Below are 24,772 nucleotides of genomic sequence, written 5' to 3'. Positions count from 1 at the left end.
CCGCCTTCGGGCTTCGAGACATGACATGGACGTTCGCCAGTACGCATTCCTCGCGCGTCAGCCTTCTGCTGCCGTAAAAAGCCGTTCCCATTCTCTGGGGCTGCCTAAACGTGGGTTGGCGCTGATCCTGGCCAACGCCATGTTCTGGCATCCGTTACTGGCTCAGGCGGACGGCATCGTCGTGAATGCGCCGGGCACTACGCTCGGGCAAGCGGGCAATGGCGTGCCCATCGTCAACATCGCCACGCCAAATGCCAGCGGGCTGTCGCATAACCAATTCCATGACTACAACGTCGGCGCCAATGGGGTGATCCTCAACAACGCCACCGACCGCACCCAGGCCACGCAACTGGGCGGCATCATCGTCGGCAACCCCAATCTCAACGGCACCGCTGCCAACATCATCCTCAATGAAGTCAACGGCGGCAGCCCCAGCCAACTGCGCGGCTACACCGAAGTGGCCGGGCAATCGGCGCATGTGATCGTTGCCAACCCGTATGGCATCAGCTGTAACGGTTGCGGCTTTATCAATACCCCACAAGCGACGCTCACCACCGGTAAAGCCGTGATCGAAAACGGCCAGATCAATCGTTATCAGGTGGATCAGGGCAGTGTCGCCATCGAAGGCGCGGGCCTGAACGCCAGCAACGTCGATCAATTCGAAATCATCACCCGCGCTACCACCATCAATGCCCAGATCCAGGCGAAAAAGCTCACCATCGTCGCCGGTCGTAATGATGTGGACGCACGCAGCTTAAATGCCACCGCGCGGGCCGCAGATGGCAGCCAGGCGCCGGATCTGGCGATTGACTCGTCGGCGCTGGGCGGCATGTATGTAGGCGCGGTCAAGCTGATGGGCACCGAGGCGGGTGTCGGCGTGAAGTTGTCGGGGGATATGGTCGCTGGCGGCGATATTCAAATCGACGCTGGCGGCAAGGTGGTCATGGGCCAGACAACGGCAGGCGGCGCCATTAACGTAAAGGCCCATAGCGTTGAGGCCCAGGGTGTGGTCGCAGCGGGCAGCGTTCTGGAGATGAAGACGCAGGGCGAGCTGATCAATCAAAAAAGCCTGGCGGCGCGTGATCGTGTGGCGCTGCACAGCGGTGGGGTATTGACCAACAACGGCATCATCGAAGCCGGCGTCAACCCTGATCAGACGCGCAATGCTCAGGGTGATATCCAAGTCACCGCCGCCCGATTGAATAACACCGGCAAGACCGTCATCGCCAGCCGTGACCTGTCCGTCAAGGTTGATGGCACTCTCGACAACCGGAGCGGCACCCTGAGTGCGCAAAATCAGCTCCAGGTGAGTGCTGAAAAGCTCGATAACCAGCAGCAAGGCCGCGTATTGAGCGCCGCACGCATTGAGCTGAATGCTGCGCAGTTGCTCAATGCTGACGCGGGCCTGGTGGTTGGCGACCGAGGGCTCAGCGGTCGCATTGGACAGTTGGTCAATCGTAAAGGTGAGCTATCGAGTCTTGCCGAAGTCAGCTTGCAGGTCGACAGCCTGGATAACGTCGCCGGGCTGATTTCTGCCGGCCAGGCGCTGCGTTTGACTGCCAATGGCATGGTTAACAATCAAGGGGGTCGCCTGGTAGCGGGGCAGCATCTACAGATTGACGCCGGGCAACTGGATAACCGCCAGTCCGGTAGCGCGAGCAGTCAGGGCAGTCTGGGGCTGAACATTGCCGGTACCTTGGATAATCAACAGCAGGGCCGAATCGAGTCTGGTACGGCCGCACAGATCAGCGCCGCAAACCTCAATAACCAGCAACAGGGTGTACTCGTCAGTGGCGGCGCCCTGCAGTTGGCGACCGGCTCGCTCGATAACAGCCAGGGCGGGTCGATGACCAGCGCCAAAGCTCTGAATGCCCGTGTCACCCACCTCGACCAGCACGGCCAAGGGCGCATTTACAGCAACAGCGATGTCATCCTGGACCTGGGCAACGGCCATCTGGACAACCGCGACGGTGGTTTGATCAACGCCGGTGGCCAGTTGACGTTGAATAACCTCAATAGCGTCGACAACCGCAGCGGCGAGATTTCCAGTGCCCGTGGCTTTACGCTTGCGGCGAACAGCCTGGACAACCGCGCCGGCAAGCTGCTCAGCGACCAGGCCTTGGGCCTGAAAATTGTGCAGACTCTGAATAACGGGGCAGGACTGATCGCCGCCAGCGGCCTGGACATTGATGTTGCCAGTTTGATCAACGACCAACGCGGTCGAGTTTATAGCCGTGGTCGGCTTGACGCCCGGGTGGGCGGTTTGCTCGTCAATCAAAGCGGAAATTTCAGTGCCGACGCAGGCGCACAGTTGAGCATGGGTAGCCTGGACAACAGCAATGGCGGCCAACTCTTCAGTCAAGGCGCTCTTGGCCTGAACCTCAATCGGGGTTACTTGAACAACCAGGGCGGCTTGATCAACTCTCCGGGCCAGTTGTTGCTGACTCAACTTAACAGCGTCGATAACCAGGGTGGCGAGATCTCCAGCGCCCAAACCTTCGACCTGGTCGCGGATCAACTGGATAACGCCGCGGGCAAGCTACTCAGCGAGCAAGCCTTGAGCGTGCGCATTGCCCGCGCACTGGACAATACCAAAGGTGTGTTAACCGCCAAGTCCCTGGATGTTCAAGCGGGAACACTGGTTAACCAGTCTGGTCGACTGGCTGCGGTGGACGGCCTCACTTTGCAAGTCGAGGGCGAACTCGATAACCGCAGTGCGAAGGTGCTGGGCAAACATCTTGTGCTTGGCGTTGGGACGCTAACCAACGACCAGGGCCTGGTGCAGGGCGAATCGACGTTGCTGCTCCAAACGGGCGGTGCGGTCAGTAACCAGGCAGGCACGTTGGCCGCTGGGCATAGCATGAGGCTTAACAGCGCCAGTCTGGATAACCGCCAAGGTAACGTGACCAGCGACGGTGCACTGACGGCAGTTATTGCGGGCAGCCTGCTTAACCAAGCGGGGCTTTTGAGTGCCGGCACTGACTTGCAGCTCAGTGCCACAGAGCTGAACAACTCGCTCAAAGGGCGCATTGCCGCGCACCAGGTACAGCTCACGGCGCAAGCGTTGGATAACAGTGCAGGCGGCAGTCTGTATGCCAAAGCTCAATTGGGTATGGCCCTCGGCGGCCAGTTGAACAACGTCCGGGGCGCCCTGCGCAGCGATGGTCGTTTGACCATCACTGCCTCCGGTTTAACCAATGATGACGCCACACTCTCCAGTGCCGGCGACCTGCAGATCACGACCGGCAACCTGAGCAACCAGGGCGGGCACCTGAGCAGTGCCACTGGGTTGGGGATGACGGTTACCGCGCTGGACAACAGCCGCAAGGGGCAGGTCTCCAGCCAGGCCGATGTAAGCCTGGACCTGCAAGGTGGCCATCTCAACAATAGTGCAGGCCTGATCAACGCCCCAGGGCAGCTGCTGCTCAAGCAACTGGGCAGCGTCGATAACCAGGGCGGTGAAATCTCCAGTGCCCGCGCCTTTGAGTTGGCGGCAACTGCCTTGAACACGGCGGACGGCAAGATACTCAGCCAACAAGCCTTGACCCTGCGAATCGCCCAGGCATTGGATAACACCCGTGGCCTGATTTCCGCCGCGGCCTTACAGGTAAACAGCGCCAGTCTGGACAACCAGGGCGGCAAGTTGAGTGCCGGTTCTGACTTGAGTCTGCGCGTGGACAGTGTGCTGGATAACCGCGGCGGTGAGCTGCTGGGGCAGCGCTCGATAGTCGAAGTGGCTGCGCTCAACAACAGCCAGGGGCGCATCCAGGGCGATAACCGCTTGGCCTTGACCAGCCACGGCGCGGTCAATAATGCCAACGGCACGTTAGCTGCCGGTCAGACGCTGATGGTGAATGCCGTCAGCCTGGACAACCAGGCCAAGGGCCGCCTCACCAGCAAGGGGGACGCGCAGCTTGTGGTAGGGCGCGTGGATAACCGAGACGGCAGCATCACCTCGGTCGGGCAGTTGCAGGTCAAGAGTGACGAGCTGGATAACCGTCAGGCCGGGTTGTTCAATTCTGGCAAGGCCATGAACCTGGCCATCGGCAAAGTGGACAACCGAGGGGGTGAAGTTTCCAGCGTTACCGAACTGACGATCACCGGCCGCGAACTGGACAACAGCAATGCGGGCCGCGTACTGGCCAATAGCACGCTCCAGTTGACGCTCGACAGGCTGAACAACCAGCTCAAGGGCCTGATTTCTGCGCAACAGGACGTCAACCTCAAAGCAACCAGCCTGGACAACAGCGCCCAAGGCAGTCTCTACGCCAAACGCAACCTCGACATGACCCTCGCCGAACAGGCTGACAACAGCCAAGGCGTGATACGCAGCGACGCCGCCTTGCAACTGCGCAGCGCCAGCCTTGGCAACAACGGCGGGCGTATCAGCAGCGGCGGGGCGTTACTGTTGAGCTCCGCCAATGCCCTCGCCAATCAGAACGGCGAGGTGCTCAGCGCTGATACGGCAACGGTGAATGCGGGCAGTGTCGACAACAGCCACGGGCGCATTGTGGCTGACGGTGCGCTGCAACTGACCACAGGCGTCTTGCTTAACCAGCATCAAGGCCGTGTCACCAGCGCTGATCGCCTCAACCTCACAGCAACCGACGTAGATAACCGTTTCGAAGGCCGCATCGCCAGTGGCCAAGCGCTCAACGCCAGCATCCATCGCCTTGACCAGCGCGGGGCTGGTGAGCTTTACAGCAACAGCGAACTGACCCTGGACATGAACCATGGGCACTTGAATAACGCCGATGGTTTTATCAATGCCCCAGGCCAGTTGTTGCTCAAAAACCTGAACAGCGTCGACAACCGTAACGGTGAAATCTCCAGTGCCAAGGCGTTCGCCCTAAGTGCGGCCAGCCTGGATAACAGCGCGGGCAACTTGCTCAGCGACCAGGGTTTGACCCTCACAATCGAACAGGCCCTGCTCAACGTCAAAGGGCTGATTTCAGCCGCCGGTGTCGGGCTTGATGCTGCGCGACTGGACAACAGCGAAGGCAAGGTGAGCAGCTCCCGGGACGCACGACTGGCGATCCGAGAGGACCTGCTCAACGACCAGGGCGAAATCGTCAGCGCAGGCCAGACGCAGTTGGATGCGGCCAGTTTGACTAACACCGCAGGCCAAGTACTCGGTGATGTTCGCGTAGACGTCAAGGTCAAGGGCGCGCTGAATAATCAGGCGGGCACACTCGGCGCCGGCACATCGCTGGACGTGCGTGCGGCCAGCCTGGATAACCGCCAGGGCGGCAAACTGGCCAGTGACGGCCAACTCACGGCCACTGTCGACGGGTTATTGGACAACCAGGCCAAAGGGCAGGTGCTGGCCAAGGGCGCGATGCAGTTGCACACCGGTGGCCTGGATAACCGCGGGGGGCAACTGACAGGCCAGGCTCTGTTGACCTTGCACAGTGCCAACGTCGACAACCGCGGCGGCGTGATCCTTGCTCACAAAGACCTACAGCTCAACGTGGGGCAGTTGGACAATCAGCAAGGCTCACTCGGCAGCAAGGCGGCCCTGGGCTTCGCCGGGCAGCTGCTGCGCAACCAGAAGGGCCTGATCAGCGCCGTGGGCCCGCTGCGGCTGACTGCCGACACTGTACAAAACGCGGCTGGCCGCATCGCCAGCCAAAGCGATTTACAGGCAACCATCGGTGTACTGGCCCAGCAAGGCGGTGAACTGGTTGCTCAGCACGAGCTGAGCCTGAGCGGGACTTCCCTGGATAATCGCGACGGCGGTTTGGTAGGGGCCACAAAAGCGCTGAAACTGACGGTCGACGCCGTTGATAACCGTGCGGGCGAAATTTCCAGTCAGAGCAGTGTGGATTTCAAGGGGCAGCGCCTGGATAACAGCGCCGGCAAATTGCTGGCTGGTACTGCATTGCAACTGGCCGTGGCGCAGGTGATCAACCAGGCCCAAGGGCTGGTGTTTGCGCAAGACAACCGTTTTACCGGGGCGCGCCTGGACAACAGCCAAGGCAGGTTCGCGGGCCAGCAGTCGCTGAGCCTGCTGCTGACGGCCATTCCCGGCACAGAACTGGACGGGCGACTGGATAACCAACTGGGTAAAATCAGCAGCGAAGGCACCCTGCAACTGACCAGCGCGACCCTCGACAACAGCGCGGGCGCGGTCTCTTCGGCGGGTGCGCTTACCCTTGCTGCCAGCGGTGGTATCACCAACCAGGGCGGCATCATGGAGACCGATGCCACCCTGACGCTCTCCAGCGCCAGCCTCAACAACGGCCCCGAAGGCCTGCTCAACAGCCGTGGTGCACTGAGCCTGACCACCGGCGCGCTTAGCAACAATGGCCGTATCACCAGCGCCGATCGTCTGGACCTGGCCGCAACCCAGGTAGACAACAGCGGACGTATCGCCAGCAGCAAAAACCTTACCGCCACGATGACCGGTCTGGATCAACAGGGCGGTGAGCTGTTCAGTAATACTCAGCTCGAACTTGACCTGAACCACGGCCAACTGAGCAACGTCGGCGGCCTTATCAATAGCCCGCTGCTGATGCTTAAAAACCTGGCTGATGTGAACAACCAGCGTGGTGAGATTTCCAGCCAGCAAGCCTTCGCCCTGGCGGCGCGCAACCTGGATAACGGCGGCGGCAAGCTGATCAGTAACCAAGGCCTGACACTGCAGATTCAAGATGCCTTGGGCAACGCCAAAGGTGCGATCAGCGCAGCCTCGCTCAACGCCAGCAGCGCTCGTCTGGACAACACTGACGGCCTGATCAACAGTCGTGGCGTGATGGACGTCTCTGCCACACAGGCACTTGATAACCAGCGCGGAACGCTGATTGCCGACGGCGCCATGCAGCTGTCTTCCGTGCGACTCGATAACCGTGGCGGTGATGTATCGGGCAAGGCAGGGGTGAGCGCTGATATCGATCAGGTCGATAACCGCGGCGGTCAACTTATCAGCACTGCAGCCGTGGATGTGCGTGCAGCATCCCTGGACAACCGCAAAGGCCTGGTTGGCGCCGATAAAACGCTGAAACTACGGGTCGATAGCATCGATAACCGTGGCGGCGAACTGTCGACGAACGCCGACCTGACCGTCACCGGGCAAACCCTGGATAACAGCGATGCCGGTCGTGTGCTGGCCGGGCAATCGTTGAATCTCACGCTTACCAAGCTGCTTAATCGCAACCAGGGCCAACTAAATACCCAGCGCCTGATGCTCAGTGCTCAGGGCCTGGACAACAGCACCGGCAAACTGCTTGCTCAGCAGCTTCTGCAACTTGAGCTTAAAGGTGAGTTGAATAACAGCCAGGGCGTGCTCAACAGTGAGGGGCGCCTGAGCGTCGATGCGGCGAGCGTGCTCAACCGTCAAGGGAGGATGTCCAGCGCCGACGCGTTGGTGCTGAGTACGCAGGGGGCCCTGAACAACGACGGCGGTGAGCTTGTGACTGACAGCACCCTTCAGCTGCGCAGCGCCAGCCTGGGGAACCAGAAGGGCGTGCTCAGCGGCAAAGGGGCGGTCAGCGTAAGCACCGGCGCGCTGGATAACACGGGGGGCCGTCTCACCAGTGGCGACACCCTGGAACTGAAGGCTGGGCTACTCAATAACAGCGCCGGCAGTATCGGCAGCGCCCAGGCCCTGACGGCCAGCGTCGACGGGCTTGATCAGCCAGGCGGCAAGCTGTTCAGCAACGCCGCGCTGACGCTGAACCTGAACAACGGCCAGCTTAACAACCAGCAAGGCCTGATCAACGCGAATGGGCCGCTGGTGCTCAACCACCTCAACGGCGTGAACAACCAGGCCGGTGAAATCTCCAGCGCTCAGGCGTTCAATATCGTTGCGCGCAACCTGGATAACAGCAACGGTCGCCTGCTCAGCAACCAGGGCCTGACCCTGCGAATCGACCAGGCGCTCGGCAACATCAAGGGTTTGGTCGCGGCGGCGAGCCTGAGTGCTCAGGCGGGTGTCGTCGATAACAGCGGCGGTACGCTGACCAGTCGCGGCGGGCTTGAATTGACCAGCACCGGGCTGCTGACTAACGGGCAACAAGGCTTGATCAATGCTGCGCAAGCCCTCACGGTCAACGCGGGGAGCCTCAATAACCAGGGCGGCAGCCTGCTCGGCACCAGCGCGCTGACAATTAATACGTCGGCTTTGGACAACAGCGCCAAAGGCTTGATCAACAGCCAGGGCCGTCTGCAACTCAATGCCCAGGCACTGGACGCCAGCGATGGCGGCGAGGTGTCGGCCAAGGGCGATATGGACCTTACGCTGACGTCCATGGCCCTGCGTGGCGGCAGGCTGATCGGCGAGCAGGACCTGAGCCTGGACCTGGCCAACGGGGATCTGGATAACCGTAAAGGTCTGATCTTCGCCAAAGGCCCGTTGACCCTCAAACATGTACGTGACCTGCAAAACCAGGGCGGCGAACTGTCCAGCCAAAACGCCCTGAACCTGACGCTACGTAACCTGGACAACAGCGCCGGTACGCTTATCAGTCAGCAACTGCTGACGCTGAATGCAGGCGACATCGTCAATCGCGGCGGCTTGCTGTCGGGTTGGCAAGGGCTCAACCTGATCGGCACCCAGTTGGACAACCGTGACAAAGGTACGCTGTCCAGTCGCAACGGCACTCTGGATGTACGCCTTGGTGGTCACTTGCTCAACAGTGGTGAAGGCGCGCTGGCTAGCCAAGGGCGGTTGAATGTCAGCGCCGCCAGCCTGGATAACAGCAACAAAGGTCTGATCTCCAGCGGCGCGCAGCAGACCTTGAGCGTGATTGGCGCATTGAACAACACCCAAGGTGGGTTGATCGACAGCGGCTCGACGCTGGATCTGAGCGCGGCCAACCTCGACAACAGTGCCGGCACTATCACGGCCCTGCGCAACCTGAACTTCCTGGGTGGCAACTTGCTCAACACCGGTGGCTCGCTGATGGGTAACGACCATCTGGTGCTGAACCTGCAAGGTCACCTTGGCAACGTCAACGGCAAGATCGCGGGTACCAGTTCGCTGGTGCTCAAGCAAGCTATTGAAGTGGATAACCGTGGTGGGCAACTCGCTAGCCAGGGCGCTCTGTCATTGGCCATGGGTGGTCTGAACAACAGCGAAGGCGGCACCGTTGCGTCCAAAGGTCGGCTAGCCATTGATGCCAGCGCTATCGTTCAAAACAACGGCGACGGCCTGATTTACAGTCAAGACGGCGACCTGCAAATCAACGCCTTTGGCCTGACCAACGTGCAGGGCAAACTGCAGGGGCAGAACGGCCTGCGGGTCGAGGTCAATGGCGATCTCGACAACCAGCGCGGCAATATCATCAGCCAGACCGGTGACGTGCACCTCAAGGCCGGCAACCTCGACAACCGTAGCGGCGTGCTCGCCAGTCTCAAGGGTGCCATCGAGGCCGGTGTGGTGGGTGTGCTGCGCAACGGTCATGACCTGAGCGCCAGCCCCAAGGGCGGCTTGATTCAGGGCCAGCGCCTGTTACTCAGTGCCGGTCACCTCGATAACCAGGGCGGCTATGTGGGCGCACAGACCAGCGATGCGCTGCTGACGGCGGCCACCCTGAATAACCAGCAGGGCGCGTTGTATGCCAAGGGCCTGATGCGCATCAATGGTGGCGCTCTGGATAACAGCGCCGGCCAGATTGCCGGTGACCAGATCGCGCTCGGCCTCAACGGCCAGTTGACCAACCACAACGGCCTGATCGAAAGCACCAACAACCTGACCGTGGCCGCCAACGCCATCGATAACCAGGGCGGCAAATTGCGCGCCCTGGGACGCTCGGGCAAGACAGCGTTCCAGATCGGCGGCGTGTTCGACAACCGTAACGGCGCCGTGGAAACCGCCAACCAGGACCTGACCCTCGCGGCTGCCAGCTTCCAGAACAACGGCGGCCAGTTGCTGCATATGGGAGAGGGCACGTTCGACATCTCGTTGCCCAACGTTACCGGCGCGGGCGGCACTGTTGTCACTCGCGGTGGCCTGACCCTGAACGCGGATACCTGGACCAATACCAGCGTCATTCAGGCAGGGCGTTTGAACGTCAACGTCAATCACTTCACCCAGACGGAAACCGGGCAACTGCTGGCTTCGACGAACCTGGAAGGCAGGGGTGGCAGTTGGGTCAATAATGGGTTGATTGCCAGTGATGGGAGTTTAAATATCGACCTCGCGGGCGCCTATAGCGGTAATGGGCGAATCACCAGTCAGAGTAGTCTCAACCTGCACGCGAGTCGGTTGGATCTGAGCACTAGCGCCAAAATTACTGGCGGTGGCGATACCCAGGTCAACATTGATGGGCAATTGAACAACTATGGACGCTTGACCTCTGCGACCAACCTCGAACTCTCGGCAGGAACGCTGAACAACTACGGGACATTGGGTGGCGCACAGAATGTAACCGTAACCAGTGCAGCCTTGTTGAACGATCATGGTTTGTTGTTCAGCGGCAACGACATCACCTTGCGTAGCGACACAATCACCAACCAGTTCGGCGACATCTATAGCCTGGGCCGACTGGATGTGACCGGTCGAGATGGTGTGAGCAAGGCAGCCAGTCTCGAAAACGTATCCGGCAGCATCGAATCCAGTCGTAACATGTCCATTAAGATTTCCAGCCTGACTAACCGCCGGGACGAGTTCACCACCAAAGACACCGCCGGTAGCGGCGGGTCACTCACCAATATTTGTTGGGACTGCCGAGGCGATCACTTTGTTGTCGACTTTGTCGGCACGGAAAACTATCAAACTGAGTTACTCAAGGCTTCGGCTACTTCGACTATCCAGTCGGGCGGGCGCATGGATATCGCCGCTAATTCGCTGCTCAATGAATATAGTGTTATCGCTTCTGGCGCCGACATGAACATTACTGCGGATACGCTGACCAACAAAGGCGCTGCATCTGGCTCCGGAACGCGTACCCGTACCTGGCGGCTGGAAGCGACTAACGGTACTTACTGGCGCTTCAAACGGGGTGTCATGGACCCCTACAACGCTCAGTCAGGACCCAAAAGTCTGCCGGTCGGTGCGTTGTCAGCGTTCAGGCTGATTGGCGATACCCTGGTATCGACCGCTGGCGCTTCACTGGCTCCAGCGATCATTCAGGCTGCTGGTGCCGTGAACATCACCGCCAGCAAGACCTTGATCAACAGCATTGAGGCGTCCAACACAGCCTTGGCCGGGCACGCGCCGCGCAATGAGGACACGGGGGTCGCCAGCGGTCCAACAATGGTGGTGGTGCAGCTCGCTCCGCAATTGCCACCGGACCTGGCCCAGCAACAAGTCAACCCGCTGACATTACGCGGCTTCACCTTGCCCTCCGGCACCCACGGTCTGTTCCGCCTCAGTAGCCAAGCGGTTGATGACACTCAAGCCACCCAAGCCTCCAGCGGCCCGCAGAGTTGGACCATGGGCGGTGCAACCCTGGGCCTCGCTCAACGCCAGGACGCACAGCCAGCGATTGAAACACGCACCTTCGACTTCAAGGGCGTCGCTCAACAGGAGGCGTCTACTCATCAGCTGGATCCGACCGCACGTCAGGTCAGTGGCATCACCGCCACCAGCAGAACGCTTAACGTTGCAGGTGCCAACGATGCGGCCAACGGTAGTGGCTGGACGCCCAGCCAGATCACTACAGGTAAAATCGCGCGGGGCGATGGCATCAACGCCCAAAATCCGTCTACCGGCTCAACTGCACCAGTGCCGATGGTCACCGGGCAGGGCGATCAGCCTGAGCTGGCGCTGATCGAGCGGGATACAAGCATTGAGGTTATTACGCCGAACGAGCCTGCTCGACCGACGCTGAACATTCCTGGCGTGACGCCGATAATGCCAGGTGTGCAGCCAGTTGTGAGCACACCGGCTGCACAAGGTCCAGGCGCCAGCCCAACCCAGATCGCTGCGGTGATTGCCCAGCCGCTGAATGCCGCGGCGCAAACCACGACAGTCGCCAGCCAGACCATCAACCGTGTACAGGGCTTTACGCCCACCACGCCCAAGTCCCAGCCGCATAAATACCTGATCGAAACCAACCCGGTGCTCACCGACCTCAAGCAGTTCATGAGCTCCGACTATTTGCTCGCGGGCCTGGGTTACAACCCGGACGAAAGTGCCAAGCGCCTGGGTGACGGGCTGTATGAACAACGGTTGATCCAGCAGGCTGTGCAGGCACGCACAGGGCAGCGGTTTATCGACGGTCAGAACACCGACGAAAAGCTGTTCAAGTACCTGATGGACAATGCGATCCAGAGCAAGCAGCAACTGAACCTGGCAGTGGGTGTGACCCTGACCTCTCAACAGGTCGCGGCGCTGACCCACGACATCGTCTGGCTCGAACAGCACGAAGTGAACGGTGAGAAAGTGCTGGTGCCCGTGCTGTACATGGCCCAGGCCGACAATCGTCTCGCGCCCAACGGTGCCTTGATCGCCGGTAACGATCTGAACCTGATTGCCGGTGAAAACCTGGAGAACGCCGGGACCCTGCGCGCCACCAACAACCTGTCGGCCAAAGCGGGCAACGACCTGATCAACAGCGGCTTGATCGAAGCCGGCAACCGCCTGGACCTGCTGGCGGGTAACAACATCGTCAACAAGTCCGGTGGCATCATCGCTGGACGCGACGTGACGCTCACCGCGATCAAGGGTGATGTGATCAACGACCGCGCAGTAACCCGTACCGGCAACGGCACTGCTGAACGCCGCGACTATCTGGACAGTGCGTCCCGCATCGAGGCGGCCAATGACCTGACGATGAATGCAGGTCGGGACATTGCCAATACCGGTGGCGTGCTGAAAAGCGGGCGTGACACCACACTGGTCGCTGGCCGCGATGTGCGCATCGAAGCCGTTGAGCAACGCAATGGCTTGGATCTGGGCAACCGTCTGCGCACCGAAACCGTGACGCAAAACGGCGCCAGTGTGGAGACCGGTCGTGACCTCAAGGTCTCGGCAGGGCGTGACTTCACCGCCATTGCCAGCCGCATCGACGCCAAGCGTGACTTGGGCATCACGACGACTGAGAACCTGAGTATTTCTTCGGCCGCCGACGAGCAGCATTCATCGAGCAAGTCCAAGAAAGTCACCCAGTCCAAGGACCACATCAGCCAGGTTTCCAGCGTGCTGACGGCCGGCGGCGATGTGTCGCTCAATGCCGGTAAAGACCTGGAGCTCACCGCCAGCCGGATTGCCGGGGGCGGCAACGTGGCCCTCGATGCACAGCGCGATGTGAGCATCCTGTCGGCACTGGACGAAGACGCTTCGTTCTACTCGAAAAAGAGCAAGGGCTCGTTCGGACGCAGCAAAAGCCAACAGCGGGAGAGTTACGACAGCACCAACGTGGCCTCTGTCGTCGAAGCCGGTAAAGACCTGACCGTTAACGCCAGCAAGAACGCCGATGGCGGCATGAGCATCGACGGCGGGCGTGACGTCACCGTGATCGGCAGCCAGTTGAAGGCGGGTGGCGACATGTTGCTGGGTGCCACCGGTGACATCGCGGTGCTGTCGGGTGTCGAGGAGCATGGCTCTTACAGTAAGAAGACCAAGTCCGGGTTCCTGGGGCTGTCCAAAAGCGGCAAGAGCCAGTTGAAAACCACTGCGAGCCAAGTGGGCAGTGAGTTGGAGGCGGGCAATGATGTTGTGGTGGCGGCGGGTAATGATGTACGGGTACGGGCCAGTGAGATCAGTGCCGATAACGACACTGAACTGCGTTCCGGGCTGGTCAATAGCACGGGTGACATCAACCTGATTTCTGCGAACGACACGGCCTATAGCCGCAGTGAAGAGCACAAGAAGAAGTTTGGTTATACGGAAAGGCCGACATCGGTCGCCATTTCGTCTGCGAAGAAGGCCGGTCGTGAAGCCCAGAGCAGCACCAGCGTGGGCAGCCATGTTAGCGCCGAGCGCGATGCAACTTTGCAGGCTGAGCGCGACATCAACCTGGTTGGCAGCGGAATCACCGCCGGGCGCAATGTCAATCTGGATGCAGGGCGCGACGTCAATGTGGTCGCCGCACAAGACACCCGTAGCGAACGTAGCTGGGAGAAGAAAAAGCAGACGGGTTCAAGCATCTCCAGTAACGGTAATGGCATCAGCATCTTCGCCGGTACCGAAGGCAGTGGGGAGAAGAATCGTGTCGAACACGAGACCGCTTCCAGCAGCCAGATCAGCGCCGGACAAGATGTGGCGATCAACGCCAAGCGTGATATCAACCAGCGCGGCTCTGATGTGGGCGCTGCCAATGATATCGAGCTGACGGCGGGCAGAAATATCAATATCGATGCTGCGCGTGAAAGCGTGCTCACCGAGCAGATACGCGAGAAAGAGAGCAACGGCCTGGGTGTTTCGATCAACCATAACTATGCCAATACCAAGGATGCCGTCAGCGGAGCAGGGAAAGGCGAGGACAATGTCAGCAAAGGCTCAAGCACACTCAAAGCGGTTGATTCGGTCAGTCAGTTTGTCAGTGGGCCGACGCTGGACGGGAAGTTCGGCAACAGCAAGCAAACCAACAGCCAACAGGTTATCGAGCAGACCAACCGATCTTCAACCCTGAGTGCTGGTAACGATCTGCACCTTAACGCTGGCAACGATGTGTTGGTGAAGGGAAGCCACCTTGACGCCGGGCGTGACATCAATATCAAAGGGCGTGACGTCACGCTGGGCGTAGCCAAGGGCAGCATCAGTGAAGAAACCACCCACACCCAAAGTTGGGGCGGCATCCATGGCGGTACCAGCGGCGGGATCAAGTTGGGCGCCGGCGGTAGCTTCGGCACGGCTACGGGCGAGAGCTCTCAAGGCTCGTCTACGGCTTCACAGCTGGAGGCCGGTCGCGATATCAACCTCAAGGCCAGCAATGACCTGAACCTGATTGGAACGCAGGCAAAAGCCCAACGGGATATCGAGCTGAATGCCGGCAACGACTTGAATATTCGTTCGGCGCATAACGACAGCAACAGCGAAAACAACCGCCACAGTGGCGGCGGGGAAGCAGGCCTGACGTTTGGCTCCGAAGGTATTGGCGTCTACGTCAGTGTCAGCATGGGCAAGGGCAACCTGGAGCGAGAAGGCCAACGCCAACAAGAGGCATACCTCTATGCCGGCGACCGTCTGGGGTTCGCCAGTGGCAAAGACACCACCATCGGCGGAGCGAACCTCAGAGGCGACGAAGTGGTGGGGCGCGTGGGCGGCGACCTCAAGGTTTCGTCGGTAGCCGATACGGGCAAGGTCAAGGGCAAAGAGTTCGACATCAGCGTTACGGCCACCATCGGCCCGGGCGCCGGTGTCAGCGGTTCGGTCGGCTTTGGCAAGACCACAGGCAAAACCGACTGGGTCGAAGAGCAAACCCGCATCACCGGCAAAAATGCAGTCGATATCAGAACAGAGAACCATACCCAGATCGACGGAGCCGTCATCGCCGCTGACAACGGCAACCTGAAACTGGACACCGGCACCCTCGGCTTCAGCGATATCGCCGGGCAAGACAAAGAGCATGGGTACTACCTGAACGTAGGTGGCACCTATAAAGCCGGGAGCAGTGAAAGCAAAGGCAACACCGTACAAGACAACAGCCAGGCGGGCAAAGGCAAGGAAGGCCAGACCGGCTGGAGCGTTGAGGGTTGGAACTACGAGAAAGAGCGTGAGCAGATTGTCCGCGCCACGGTGGGGGCAGGTGAAATCGTCGTACGTGGGGATACCGAGACGGGCGCTGACTCTACGGCCGGGTTGAACCGGGATGTGGGTAAGGCCTATGAGATCACCAAGGATGATGAAAAGCGAACGGATCTTTATGCGAGTAGTTCGTCCATTGATGCTGTGATGGATCCTGAGAAAGCCGCCAAAGATCTGGTTGCAGACGTTGTCAATTTCAAAGACAACCAAAAGAAAAAGATCGAAGCAGTTGCCGGCGCGCTCGAACAGATCAAGGGCGAAATTCAGGCAATTCAGGCTCAGCGCGTCAGCATTGACGATGTTTCAGCGAATATTCGTAAAAAATTCGGCGATGAGCAGGCGCTGACAATTTCGAAGAATCTGGTGCGAAAGGGCATCGCCCCTGAGACTCTGGATGCGCTCCCGGCGGATGTTATAAGCGCATTGAATGATTTTTCGGAAAAGGCAGCAATTTACGATAAGAAAATCAAGGGCTGCATGGATGATGGCAGTTGCCGTGCCACACCTTCCACCCAGCCGAAGACTGGCTCAGGGTACGAGCTACCGGCCGTGCTCATTGATGACTTACCGCGTAACGGGGGTGAAGCAGCGCTCAATGGCATCGTTGATATAGTCAAGCTTTCCCAGAAGCTGCCCGCAGAGCAGTTTCAGGCTGCGATGCTTAGCGTGCAGGCCATGATGGGGCCTATGAAGCTGGTAGTGAGTGTTGTCGCACATGCAGCAGCTGAAGCGGTAGCGGGGGATCAGTACAGAGAGTTCAAAGAATCTAAAGCTATCGAGCTTGCTGCAAACCTGACTGACCGTACCGTTGAAACCATGAGGGGATTTCATGCAGAGGCTAAAGCTGACCCTGATAACCTTTTGCATGGAGATAAGTATGTTGTAGCGACTGAGTTTTTGATGGATGCTGTGCTCGGGGAGGTCAAGTCATTAGGCGTAAAAGCAGGGAGTAAGGTTTCAGTCAACGACTCCAAAGATACGATGCTCCCTGATAATTATTGGAAGGATAAAGAAGCACCTGTGCAGGTTACTCCTGGAACCAAACGTGTGGTGGATCTGAAACCCAGTAGCCGGAAAAAAGATGAAGTCTACGAGCGGACGACGCATTATGATGAATACGGACGTAGCAAAGGCCAGACTCACATGACTGACCACGGGCAGCCGGACGTGCATCCGAATCCGCACCATCATGTGCGAGATCTCGAAAAAAATCAGAATGTGAGAGGCGCTAGGCCTGGTGTGCATCCGGATTATTAGGAGCGGATATGCAAACGATAGGAAGTAATGTAGATGGGGTTGAAAAACTTTCGATCATTCCAGGATTTAATTTATACAATTTGAATCTCGTATTAAGCTTTAACGTTCGGCAAGAACACTCGGGAGAGGATGTCTCAACGTATGAGATTGGGCTTGTCATGCTTTATGAGTTTGAGCGTTCTGAGTTTGAAGTTTGCTTAAGGTTTATGGGGGTGAGTCGGTTTAAAGTTCCCGAAGTGAACGGTGCTTTTTACTTGAGCGAGATAGAGCTGGAAAATGTTTCGGCAGATCAGCTTGAAGGCATCAATTTTAGGTTTAAAGATCATGGAGGTTCTGGATTTGAAGTGCTGTCTCGTGGGTTTTCAGTTTTAAGCTGCAAGCCTCGTGACTGAAGCCGCGGACGAAAAAAGGTGACAGATTTATATGATTAGAATCCGGGGTTTCAAAAATCCTTAAAAATAAATCTGTCCCTGTGCGGGTCGAGTTTTTGATGGATGCTGTGCTCGGGGAGGTCAAGTCCTTAGGCGTAAAAACTGGAAGTAAAATTTTTGCTAACGGTGCAAAAGGAGTGTCGGGGTCCGCTCTGACGAGGGACGAATTGATTTCGGGATTGCCTGTAGGCACTAAAATCACCCCAGGAAGTGTGGTTGATATCCGTAGGTTGCCAGATGGCCGAACAGTCTGGCTGGAAAAGGGTACTGATGCTGCCGGATTGCAACATATCTACAAACGACACGAAGCCGACTTTGTCAACAAGGGCATCTCACGTGATGACATTCCAAATGTTGTAATGAGTGCTCTTGAGCGTGGCAAAGTTGTCGGGACCAATGGTTCGGCTAATGTTTATCGCATCACGCACAATGGTGTTGAGCAAAACATCGCAGTTGGGGTTGGCTCAAACGGCTTCGTGGTTCGAGCTAATCCGGTAAGTTCTTGGAAACCATTGCCATGATCAGGTTAAGACTAACGAGTGAGTATTTGGCTGGGCCGATATTCTGCCCAGATCCGGATAGAATGGGGCACGTTGATATTGAAGATTTACCCCTTTGTCCAGAGCTGAGGGTCAAAATCAGTGAGTGGGACGGTGAGTATCAATCGACGTTCAACAACGACTACCCGCCCGATTCTTGTTTTGCCACGCCTGAGGCAGAGCTTCGGCATAAAGCAGAGGGAGAGGAACTGGCCAAATCGATGCAGCAAGAACTAGGGAGCAGTTATATGGTTGAGTATTGCCCATAGTCGATAATTAGTCGGTGCAAAAGAGGTAGCAGGTACTGCTAAGACAGGACAGCCGGAACTCGTTGAAAAGAAAGGAACTTTTCCAGACGAAGTGTTTACGGGGAAAAAACCGCATCAGACCACGCCTGGAACAGGGAGTACAGCACAAGAAAGGTATAACCCTGCGACTGGGAAGTTGGAGAAAAAAGGTGACAGATTTATTTGATTTGACGAGTCCTTTTAGATATGGCGAGTGAGTCTCCGGAAAATAAATCTGTCCCCTTTTGTCGAAAATTATTGTTCGTCCTGGGACCAATAAGGTTATTACCGCCTATCCTGTTAATTAGAGAAATTTTATATGCTGTGTCCAAGGTGTGTGCAGGGAGAAGTTGTCAAGGTTAGAGTTATAGCTAACGACACTTGCTTGTTCGTATGTCAAGAGTGCGAGGCCTCATGGTTTTTATACGAAGACATTGGGGTTAAGGCCTTTGTTGATTATGGGACTTATATGGAAGGTCTCGGGCTGAAACCATTGTGGAGTGAGTTGCAAATCATGCCTGAGTAGGTGCAAAAGAACTGGGGAAAATTGGGCCACCCATTCCCAAAGTAGATGTCACAAATGACTTTATGATGAGTGCCTTCAAGGTGAAAAAGGGGGCAGATTTGAATGGCACTTACTTAACCTTCTTCGGGTGTCCATTTCTCCTGACCTCGGCCCTTGCCGCCGAGCGCGTCTGCATCAGCATCGGGTAAGGCTTGGGTCTTCGTTTTATGGCGCGAGGCTCAATCCGTCCCGGCAGGTTTCCGACGCGTTTCCTCGCGATCAACCTGAGTAAATTCGGTACCCCACCGCTTTGTTCATCGGCACCGTACTGCCGCATCGCAAGGCATAACTGAAGGCTATGCTTGAAGCTCAATACGCGCGGCAAACAGTCTGCCAACCGCGCAGAGTGCGCCATGATCATCCGAATCAAATTATGTGCCAGCAGGTATACCCATAATTCTTTTACAGCCATGCCTGGCGTTTTGCAGCTCAGCGTTTCAAGCCCCAGCGTTGTCTTGATATTGCGCAGATCCAATTCAACATGCCAACGGTCTTTGTACAGTGATTTGAGCCCAGCTTTAGGCACTTGCTGCGGGCAGTTCAAGGTGGTTACCAGGATTTTCCCACCGGCTTTCAGTTCACGTACTGTCAGTGTGTTGGGCGCCTCTTCGTAAGCAGTCTGGGTCATCCAGGAAGGCCGCTTCTTGGGCTTTGTTAGCTCAACCAAATGATCGTCCGGCCCCAGCGATTTCCCGAGCTGAAAATCAGTACTACGCCGTCTGGCGCCGTATTGTTCAAACACACCATCAATCCCGCGACGTTGCAGTTCGCACAACAAAAAATAGGTTACGTAGTAGGCATCGCCCAACACAATATCGCCTCGATTCAGGGTATCGAGCATCGTTCTGAGTAGCGTCTGTTCATCGCCACCTTTGCCTCGAAAACGTCCCAGCGAGGAATCTAAAACGGCACCGCTGGCCAGGCAAATAATTCCTACCAAACGGCAGATAGGGAAGCCCAACCCTGCTTTCTGACCACGCGATTGCGGATAGGCAGCTTGATTGGCCGCAGTATCTGGCAGAGTCACCGTCGTCCCATCTACGAGGCGCACCGGGCGCCCCATCCAGCGCCAGGATGGTGGCGCGTTGTTACTCATTGAAGATCCCGTAGAGCGTAACAATGTTGAAACCATTTCTACCGGTAACCGCGTCCGTGCTTTGCAATAAGCGCCGGTGTATACGCTGCTAGGGCTTAGCCCATCGCAGCAACGTCTGATCGAAAAATCATTCACGACCTTCTGACATGAACGGTCGGCGTTCATGGCCTGAGCTAGAAACATCGACAGTGTTTCGGTTGGGGGGAACAACCGTTGACGATGCTTGGGCATCACTGACTCGACACACTCTAGCAGCTGCGGATCAGCGAGTAGCTTGAAGAACGCATGGGCATTGCTGTTTTTGGCGTGCTGCTGAATACGCTGCTGTTGATGCCTAACGATTTGACGTCTACGATTCACGCGGGCTGTCCTTGTTCGAGTGGTGTGTGTTCGCAACTATCACCGTAGACCAAGGACGCCATTTTTTCATTTTTTGTAGTCATATCAGCTGGTTAGCTGTTAAGTAAGCGCCATTCGAGACAGATTTATTTTAAGTTTGGCGAGCCCTTTTAGGCATAACGGATGAGTCTCCGTAAATAAAACCGCTTCCTTTATCCAGGTTGATGATAAGAGCCTGGATAGTCTGAGTCGTGCTGTTGAGGAAACGCTAAGGACATTTTCCGAGCGCTAGGCCATGGCTGTAATTGATCTGAGGTTTATCTGGCTCCGAAATAGATTTGCATCCATTCAAAACTGGACATTACATCCAATACCGCTTGACCGGTCGGTCACGAAGCATACAGATATTTCCGTAACGCTCGGTAAACACTGCTCATGGCAGTTATGTCGTATGTATTCCTAACAACATGCTCCTGTGATCCGATAACCGGTCACTTCCCCACCGTACTTCTACGCTAATGTTGAAAAACTTCCTTAATAGTCAAACTCGACATTAAGAAAAGAAGCAGCCTGAACAGAATGCACAATAACAACTTCAACGCATATGTTTAGCCCGACGTATCAGTTATTGCCGTCGACTTCGGTGTTGATCGCTGGGCTCAAGGAGTACTGACATGGCTATATTCGATTACAAGGGGCAAGATGCCCGTGTCCTGATTTCAGATGCCTGGAACCTCGCCACTTACACCAGCGGTGTCGCGACCGTAGGCGCGCTCTACAACCTTCCAGGGGCGGTACTGGGGGAGGGCAACACGTTTGCATTGCCCAAAGGCTGGCGTGAGATCGGTGCCAATGAATTGAACGTTGATCGCAGTCACACCGATGTCACCGGAAGTTTCACCGGCGATGGCGTGTTCGGCTCTCAGGCCAGGGTGTTTGGTCAATACGATGACAGTGGTCAGTTGCTGAAAATGGGTTTTTCCATTGCCGGCACCAACTCCCTGACTGATCTGCTGGGCTGGCCGGCCATGATCGACAACTCCTATATCAACGGTTATGAGTACCTGCTCAATTCAATCAAGGATTACGCGATAGACCACAACCTGAGTGGCAAGGATGTGCTGGTAACCGGCTACAGCCAGGGCGGCTCGGTGACTAACAGCATGTACATCGGCAAGGACACGCTGGCGGACGGGTTCTTCAAGGACTCAGACTACTTTGGCATGGAGTCACCCAAGTCCAGCAACAGTGACGGAATCTACAACTTCGGTTTTGAAAACGATGTGGTGCACCGCCTCACCGGGCAGGAAACCAGCGTGGGCGACGCCATTATCGGCGCGCTTCAAGGCAGTGACGCCAGTTACACCTCGACGACCGACAATATCGTGCTGTTCGACACGGTCTACGCCCTGCCGACTTGGCCCAATGGTCCGTTTTCCATTGCCAACTTGTCAGGATGGGTCGCCCACATCGAGGGCATTTTTATCAACCCAATCCAGCGCATTGCCCAGTCGACGTTCTACGATTACACCGAGCGCGATAGCACCGTCATCATCAGCAACCTGGACGCGATCAGCCGCAGCTTCACCTGGGTCAGCGATAAACAGACCGCCACCTCCAACCATTACGGCACACCGGCCTTCCTGCTCGGTACCGACAGCGCAGACAAGCTGCAGGACGGTCGCAGTGATGACTTTCTCGACGGGTTCAGTGGTGACGACAGTTTCCGGGTCAGCACCGGTACCGATATCGTCGCCGGCGGCGCAGGCGATGACAAAGTCTTCCTTAAAGGTGCGGCGTCTTCCTACGAAGCGGTAAAACTGAGCGACGGTACGTTGTTTTTGAACGATAGCAGCGGGCACTATGGTCTTAAGGAACTGCATGGCGTAGAGCATGTGGAGTTCGAGACAGGCCTTGCCAATACGCTCGGTCAGTTGCCTGTTATCGGTAGCATCTTCAGCGGGATTGGGCAGGCGCTGACGCCGTCTTATACGGTCACCAGTGGCAAGCTGGATTTCGATGGCCTGTTCGGCGCCGACAAGGCTTACGCCAGATCCATTGAAGGTAGCCAACTGGCCGACACCTTGAAAGGCACCGCGGCGCGCGATCTGATATTCGGCCAGAATGGCAATGATCGGCTTGACGGTGGTGCCGGCAATGACCTGTTGCACGGCGGTGACGGCAACGACACGCTGTTGGGCGGCACGGGTAACGACTCGCTGTATGGCGCCAGTGGTAATGACGTCTTGATCGGCGGGCAGGGCAATGACCAACTCAGTGGTGGTGTGGGCAGCGACTTGTTCGTGTTCGATCAACGCGGATTCGGCCACGACGTGATCAGCGACTTCAACATCCATCAGAACGGGCATGATGTGCTGGTGTTCTCAAAAACGCTGTTTGCGAGCGCCGATGCGGTCCTCGGCTCCACTACCCAGAATGGGAGTAACAGCGTGATTCTGGCGGGGGACAGCAGTGTCACCCTGGTGGGGTTCAATGCGGCACAACTGAGTGCCGAGATGATCAGCGTGGTCTGAAGCGTCACCCTCAAGCGTGACGGTAAAAACCTCACAGGGTCATTGATGCTGTGGGGTTTTTTTCTTGCTTTTTTAGTCAGGGCCAATCCGGGTGTCAGCACTCGCCTTATCTTAAATAAGTGGCAACAGTCCTGAGGCTGTGCCAGCATCCGGTCACATCTTTTGGCAAGGACGCTGAACAATGCTCGATGCTCTGGAAGGCACGCCACTCTGGGTTTACGGCGCATTTCTCTTGGTCTGGTATTACGGTTTAAGTGCTCGGAAAACCAATCGTGAAAGTCTACGGTCTCTGATCATCACACCGGCTGTCCTGGCGGTTTGGTCACTTTTTTCCATCAGTTATTTAGATCGCGTTGAGTTGGCTGTGGGTAGCTGGCTTGTCGGAATAATGTTGGGCAGCTTGATCTCTCTGGTGTTATTTCCCCGACGCGGCCTCGCCTTTGACGAGGGACGCCGGCAATTGATCGTTCCCGGCACCTGGAAAGTACTCGGTATCTCTCTGCTCTTTTTTGCTGTGAAATATTTCATTGGTTATCAAGCCGCCGTGCATCCAGCTACGTCGGCCGACGCAAACATGATAGTGCTTGCGGGTGTTGCATCAGGGTTCACGATTGGGTTGTTCTGTGGCCGCGCAGCTGTCTTCTGCCGGGCATTGCTCTCGCTTCGAGATAACAACCAAAGCGAACGAACGATTTGATCTCGCCCCGCCGTAGATGGCTATTGCAAATTTTTTTAAATAATCGTTCGGCAGGACGCCGATGAAGGGAAATTGCGGAACAGAAAAGATAAGGGCCTGCCCAGGTTTCCCCGGCAAGCCCTTGATATCTATGGTGCCCGAACCCGGAATCGAACCGGGACGCCCTTACGAGCGGGGGATTTTAAGTCCCATGCGTCTACCAGTTTCGCCATTCGGGCGGTAGCGCGGTGTAGCAGGGTTGGGAATATATAGATCCAGTCGCTTCAGCGCAACCTCAAAGCCGGTTTTCCCGAATAAAGATGCGCAGGAAAAAGCTTGGCAGATCAGTGATCTACAGGGCCTTTGTGTCAAGTCCTGATGAACGCACGCTACGCAGGAACAAGCCCCATAAATGACAGTCATTGCGATATGCCATTTCGGCATGCGTTTGATGAGTTCAAGTGCAAGGACGGTTCGAGTGCCAGTAGCAGTGACAGTCAGCTGTCGAGTCTCAAGCGTACGATGGATGAACAGAAGAGCACGATAGAGCGGCAGAAAAGCGAGATCGACGGGCTCAAGCGCAGCCTGGATGATTTGAAGCGAAGTGTGGAGACGTTGAGCAGCAAGGTGAAGTGACGGCACTGATGCTGTGGGCAATATAGGGCAACTGTGGGAGCTGGCTTGCCTGCGATGCAGGCACCTCGGTTTGTCTGTCACACCTCGGCGATGCAATCGCAGGCAAGCCAGCTCCCACATTGACCGTGTCGGCCTTCAGTCAATCAGTGCCAGCAAGTCGGTAATCCCCACATCCACGCCCGCCTGGCTCAGCAGTGTCGTCACCTGGCCGCGGTGGTGAGTCTGGTGGTTGAAAAAGTGCACCAGCAGACCGAAGAAGGGTTTCTCGGCGGCCACGCCGCGCATGTTGTGATAGCGCAGGCGCTGGTCCAGATCAGACTCCTGCAGCGTATTGGCCCAATCGATGATCAATTGATCCAGCCAGGCGCGATGGGCTGACAGTTCACGCAGGTTGGCAAAGGCCAACTGTTTGAGATCCATTGGCGTAGGGATGTCACTCAACGGTGCCAATGCGCGAAAGTCCGCCGGGTGTTCGGCAAAGCGCTTGAGCCAGACTGTGTCGCCCAGCTTCAGGTGGTTCAGGGTGCCGAGGATCGAGCCGAAAAACGCCTGGCGATCCACCCTCAGCTCCGCATCGGTCAAGGTGCCGGCGGCGTCATAAACCTTGCGATTCATCCATTGATTGTAGCGGGCCATCAACGCAATATGCTCGATGCGATTCACCGCGGTTCTCCCTTGTCGGCGTGATGGCACCATCATAAAGCTTGCCCGCCCGACGGTCATGGTGTTCCATCGCAGGCGAACTATGTTTGATGAACGCCACTATTGCGCCCCGGGA

At 57.1% G+C, this 24,772-nt stretch carries 7 protein-coding genes and 1 tRNA gene; 5 read left to right on the top strand and 3 right to left on the bottom strand.

The genetic code is table 11. The features are described 5' to 3' along the window. Positions 1-25: 25 nt before the first annotated feature. The 3 genes from TX23_RS18255 (at position 26) to TX23_RS28040 (ending at position 17,843) form a co-directional block, all read left to right on the top strand. Entirely contained in the window at positions 26-16,891 is a 16,866-nt protein-coding gene (locus TX23_RS18255; RefSeq protein WP_244885966.1) for a hemagglutinin repeat-containing protein, read from the top strand. 8 nt (positions 16,892-16,899) lie between these two features. Then, complete coding sequence (locus TX23_RS18250) at positions 16,900-17,283, top strand: hypothetical protein (protein WP_057703394.1); 384 nt, start codon at positions 16,900-16,902, stop codon at positions 17,281-17,283. A 98-nt stretch (positions 17,284-17,381) separates the two neighbouring features. Further along, positions 17,382-17,843 (top strand): hypothetical protein, encoded by a 462-nt coding sequence (locus tag TX23_RS28040; protein WP_157243927.1) that lies wholly within the window; start codon positions 17,382-17,384, stop codon positions 17,841-17,843. A gap of 940 nt (positions 17,844-18,783) precedes the next feature. Here TX23_RS28040 and TX23_RS18235 read toward each other — a convergent pair. Further along, entirely contained in the window at positions 18,784-20,169 is a 1,386-nt protein-coding gene (locus TX23_RS18235) for an IS4 family transposase (RefSeq protein ID WP_057703391.1), read from the bottom strand. A gap of 653 nt (positions 20,170-20,822) precedes the next feature. On the opposite strand from TX23_RS18235, the gene TX23_RS18230 reads away from it, so the two are divergent. Together TX23_RS18230 and TX23_RS18225 are read left to right on the top strand one after the other, a co-directional pair. Then, positions 20,823-22,682, top strand: a complete 1,860-nt coding sequence (locus tag TX23_RS18230) for a calcium-binding protein (RefSeq protein WP_057703390.1) — start codon at positions 20,823-20,825, stop codon at positions 22,680-22,682. A gap of 181 nt (positions 22,683-22,863) precedes the next feature. Further along, a complete protein-coding gene (locus TX23_RS18225; protein WP_057703389.1) occupies positions 22,864-23,379 on the top strand; it encodes a DUF6622 family protein in 516 nt (171 codons plus the stop codon). Between the two features lie 131 nt (positions 23,380-23,510). Here TX23_RS18225 and TX23_RS18220 read toward each other — a convergent pair. After that, positions 23,511-23,597 (bottom strand) — tRNA-Leu (locus TX23_RS18220). Positions 23,598-24,129: 532 nt separating this feature from the next. After that, positions 24,130-24,657 (bottom strand): DinB family protein, encoded by a 528-nt coding sequence (locus TX23_RS18210; RefSeq protein ID WP_057703388.1) that lies wholly within the window; start codon positions 24,655-24,657, stop codon positions 24,130-24,132. Positions 24,658-24,772: the final 115 nt, after the last annotated feature.

The organism is Pseudomonas paralactis, from assembly GCF_001439735.1.
GTDB lineage: Bacteria > Pseudomonadota > Gammaproteobacteria > Pseudomonadales > Pseudomonadaceae > Aquipseudomonas > Aquipseudomonas paralactis.
This window is presented reverse-complemented; position numbering and strand designations above follow the sequence as displayed.

What these genes read in the sequence shown, in the direction of transcription:
- TX23_RS18250 (WP_057703394.1), top strand. Translation starts at nt 16,900, where the DNA reads ATGCAAACGATAGGAAGTAATGTAGATGGGGTTGAAAAACTTTCGATC.
- TX23_RS28040 (WP_157243927.1), top strand. Translation starts at nt 17,382, where the DNA reads ATGGATGCTGTGCTCGGGGAGGTCAAGTCCTTAGGCGTAAAAACTGGA.
- TX23_RS18255 (WP_244885966.1), top strand. Translation starts at nt 26, where the DNA reads ATGGACGTTCGCCAGTACGCATTCCTCGCGCGTCAGCCTTCTGCTGCC.
- TX23_RS18225 (WP_057703389.1), top strand. Translation starts at nt 22,864, where the DNA reads ATGCTCGATGCTCTGGAAGGCACGCCACTCTGGGTTTACGGCGCATTT.
- TX23_RS18230 (WP_057703390.1), top strand. Translation starts at nt 20,823, where the DNA reads ATGGCTATATTCGATTACAAGGGGCAAGATGCCCGTGTCCTGATTTCA.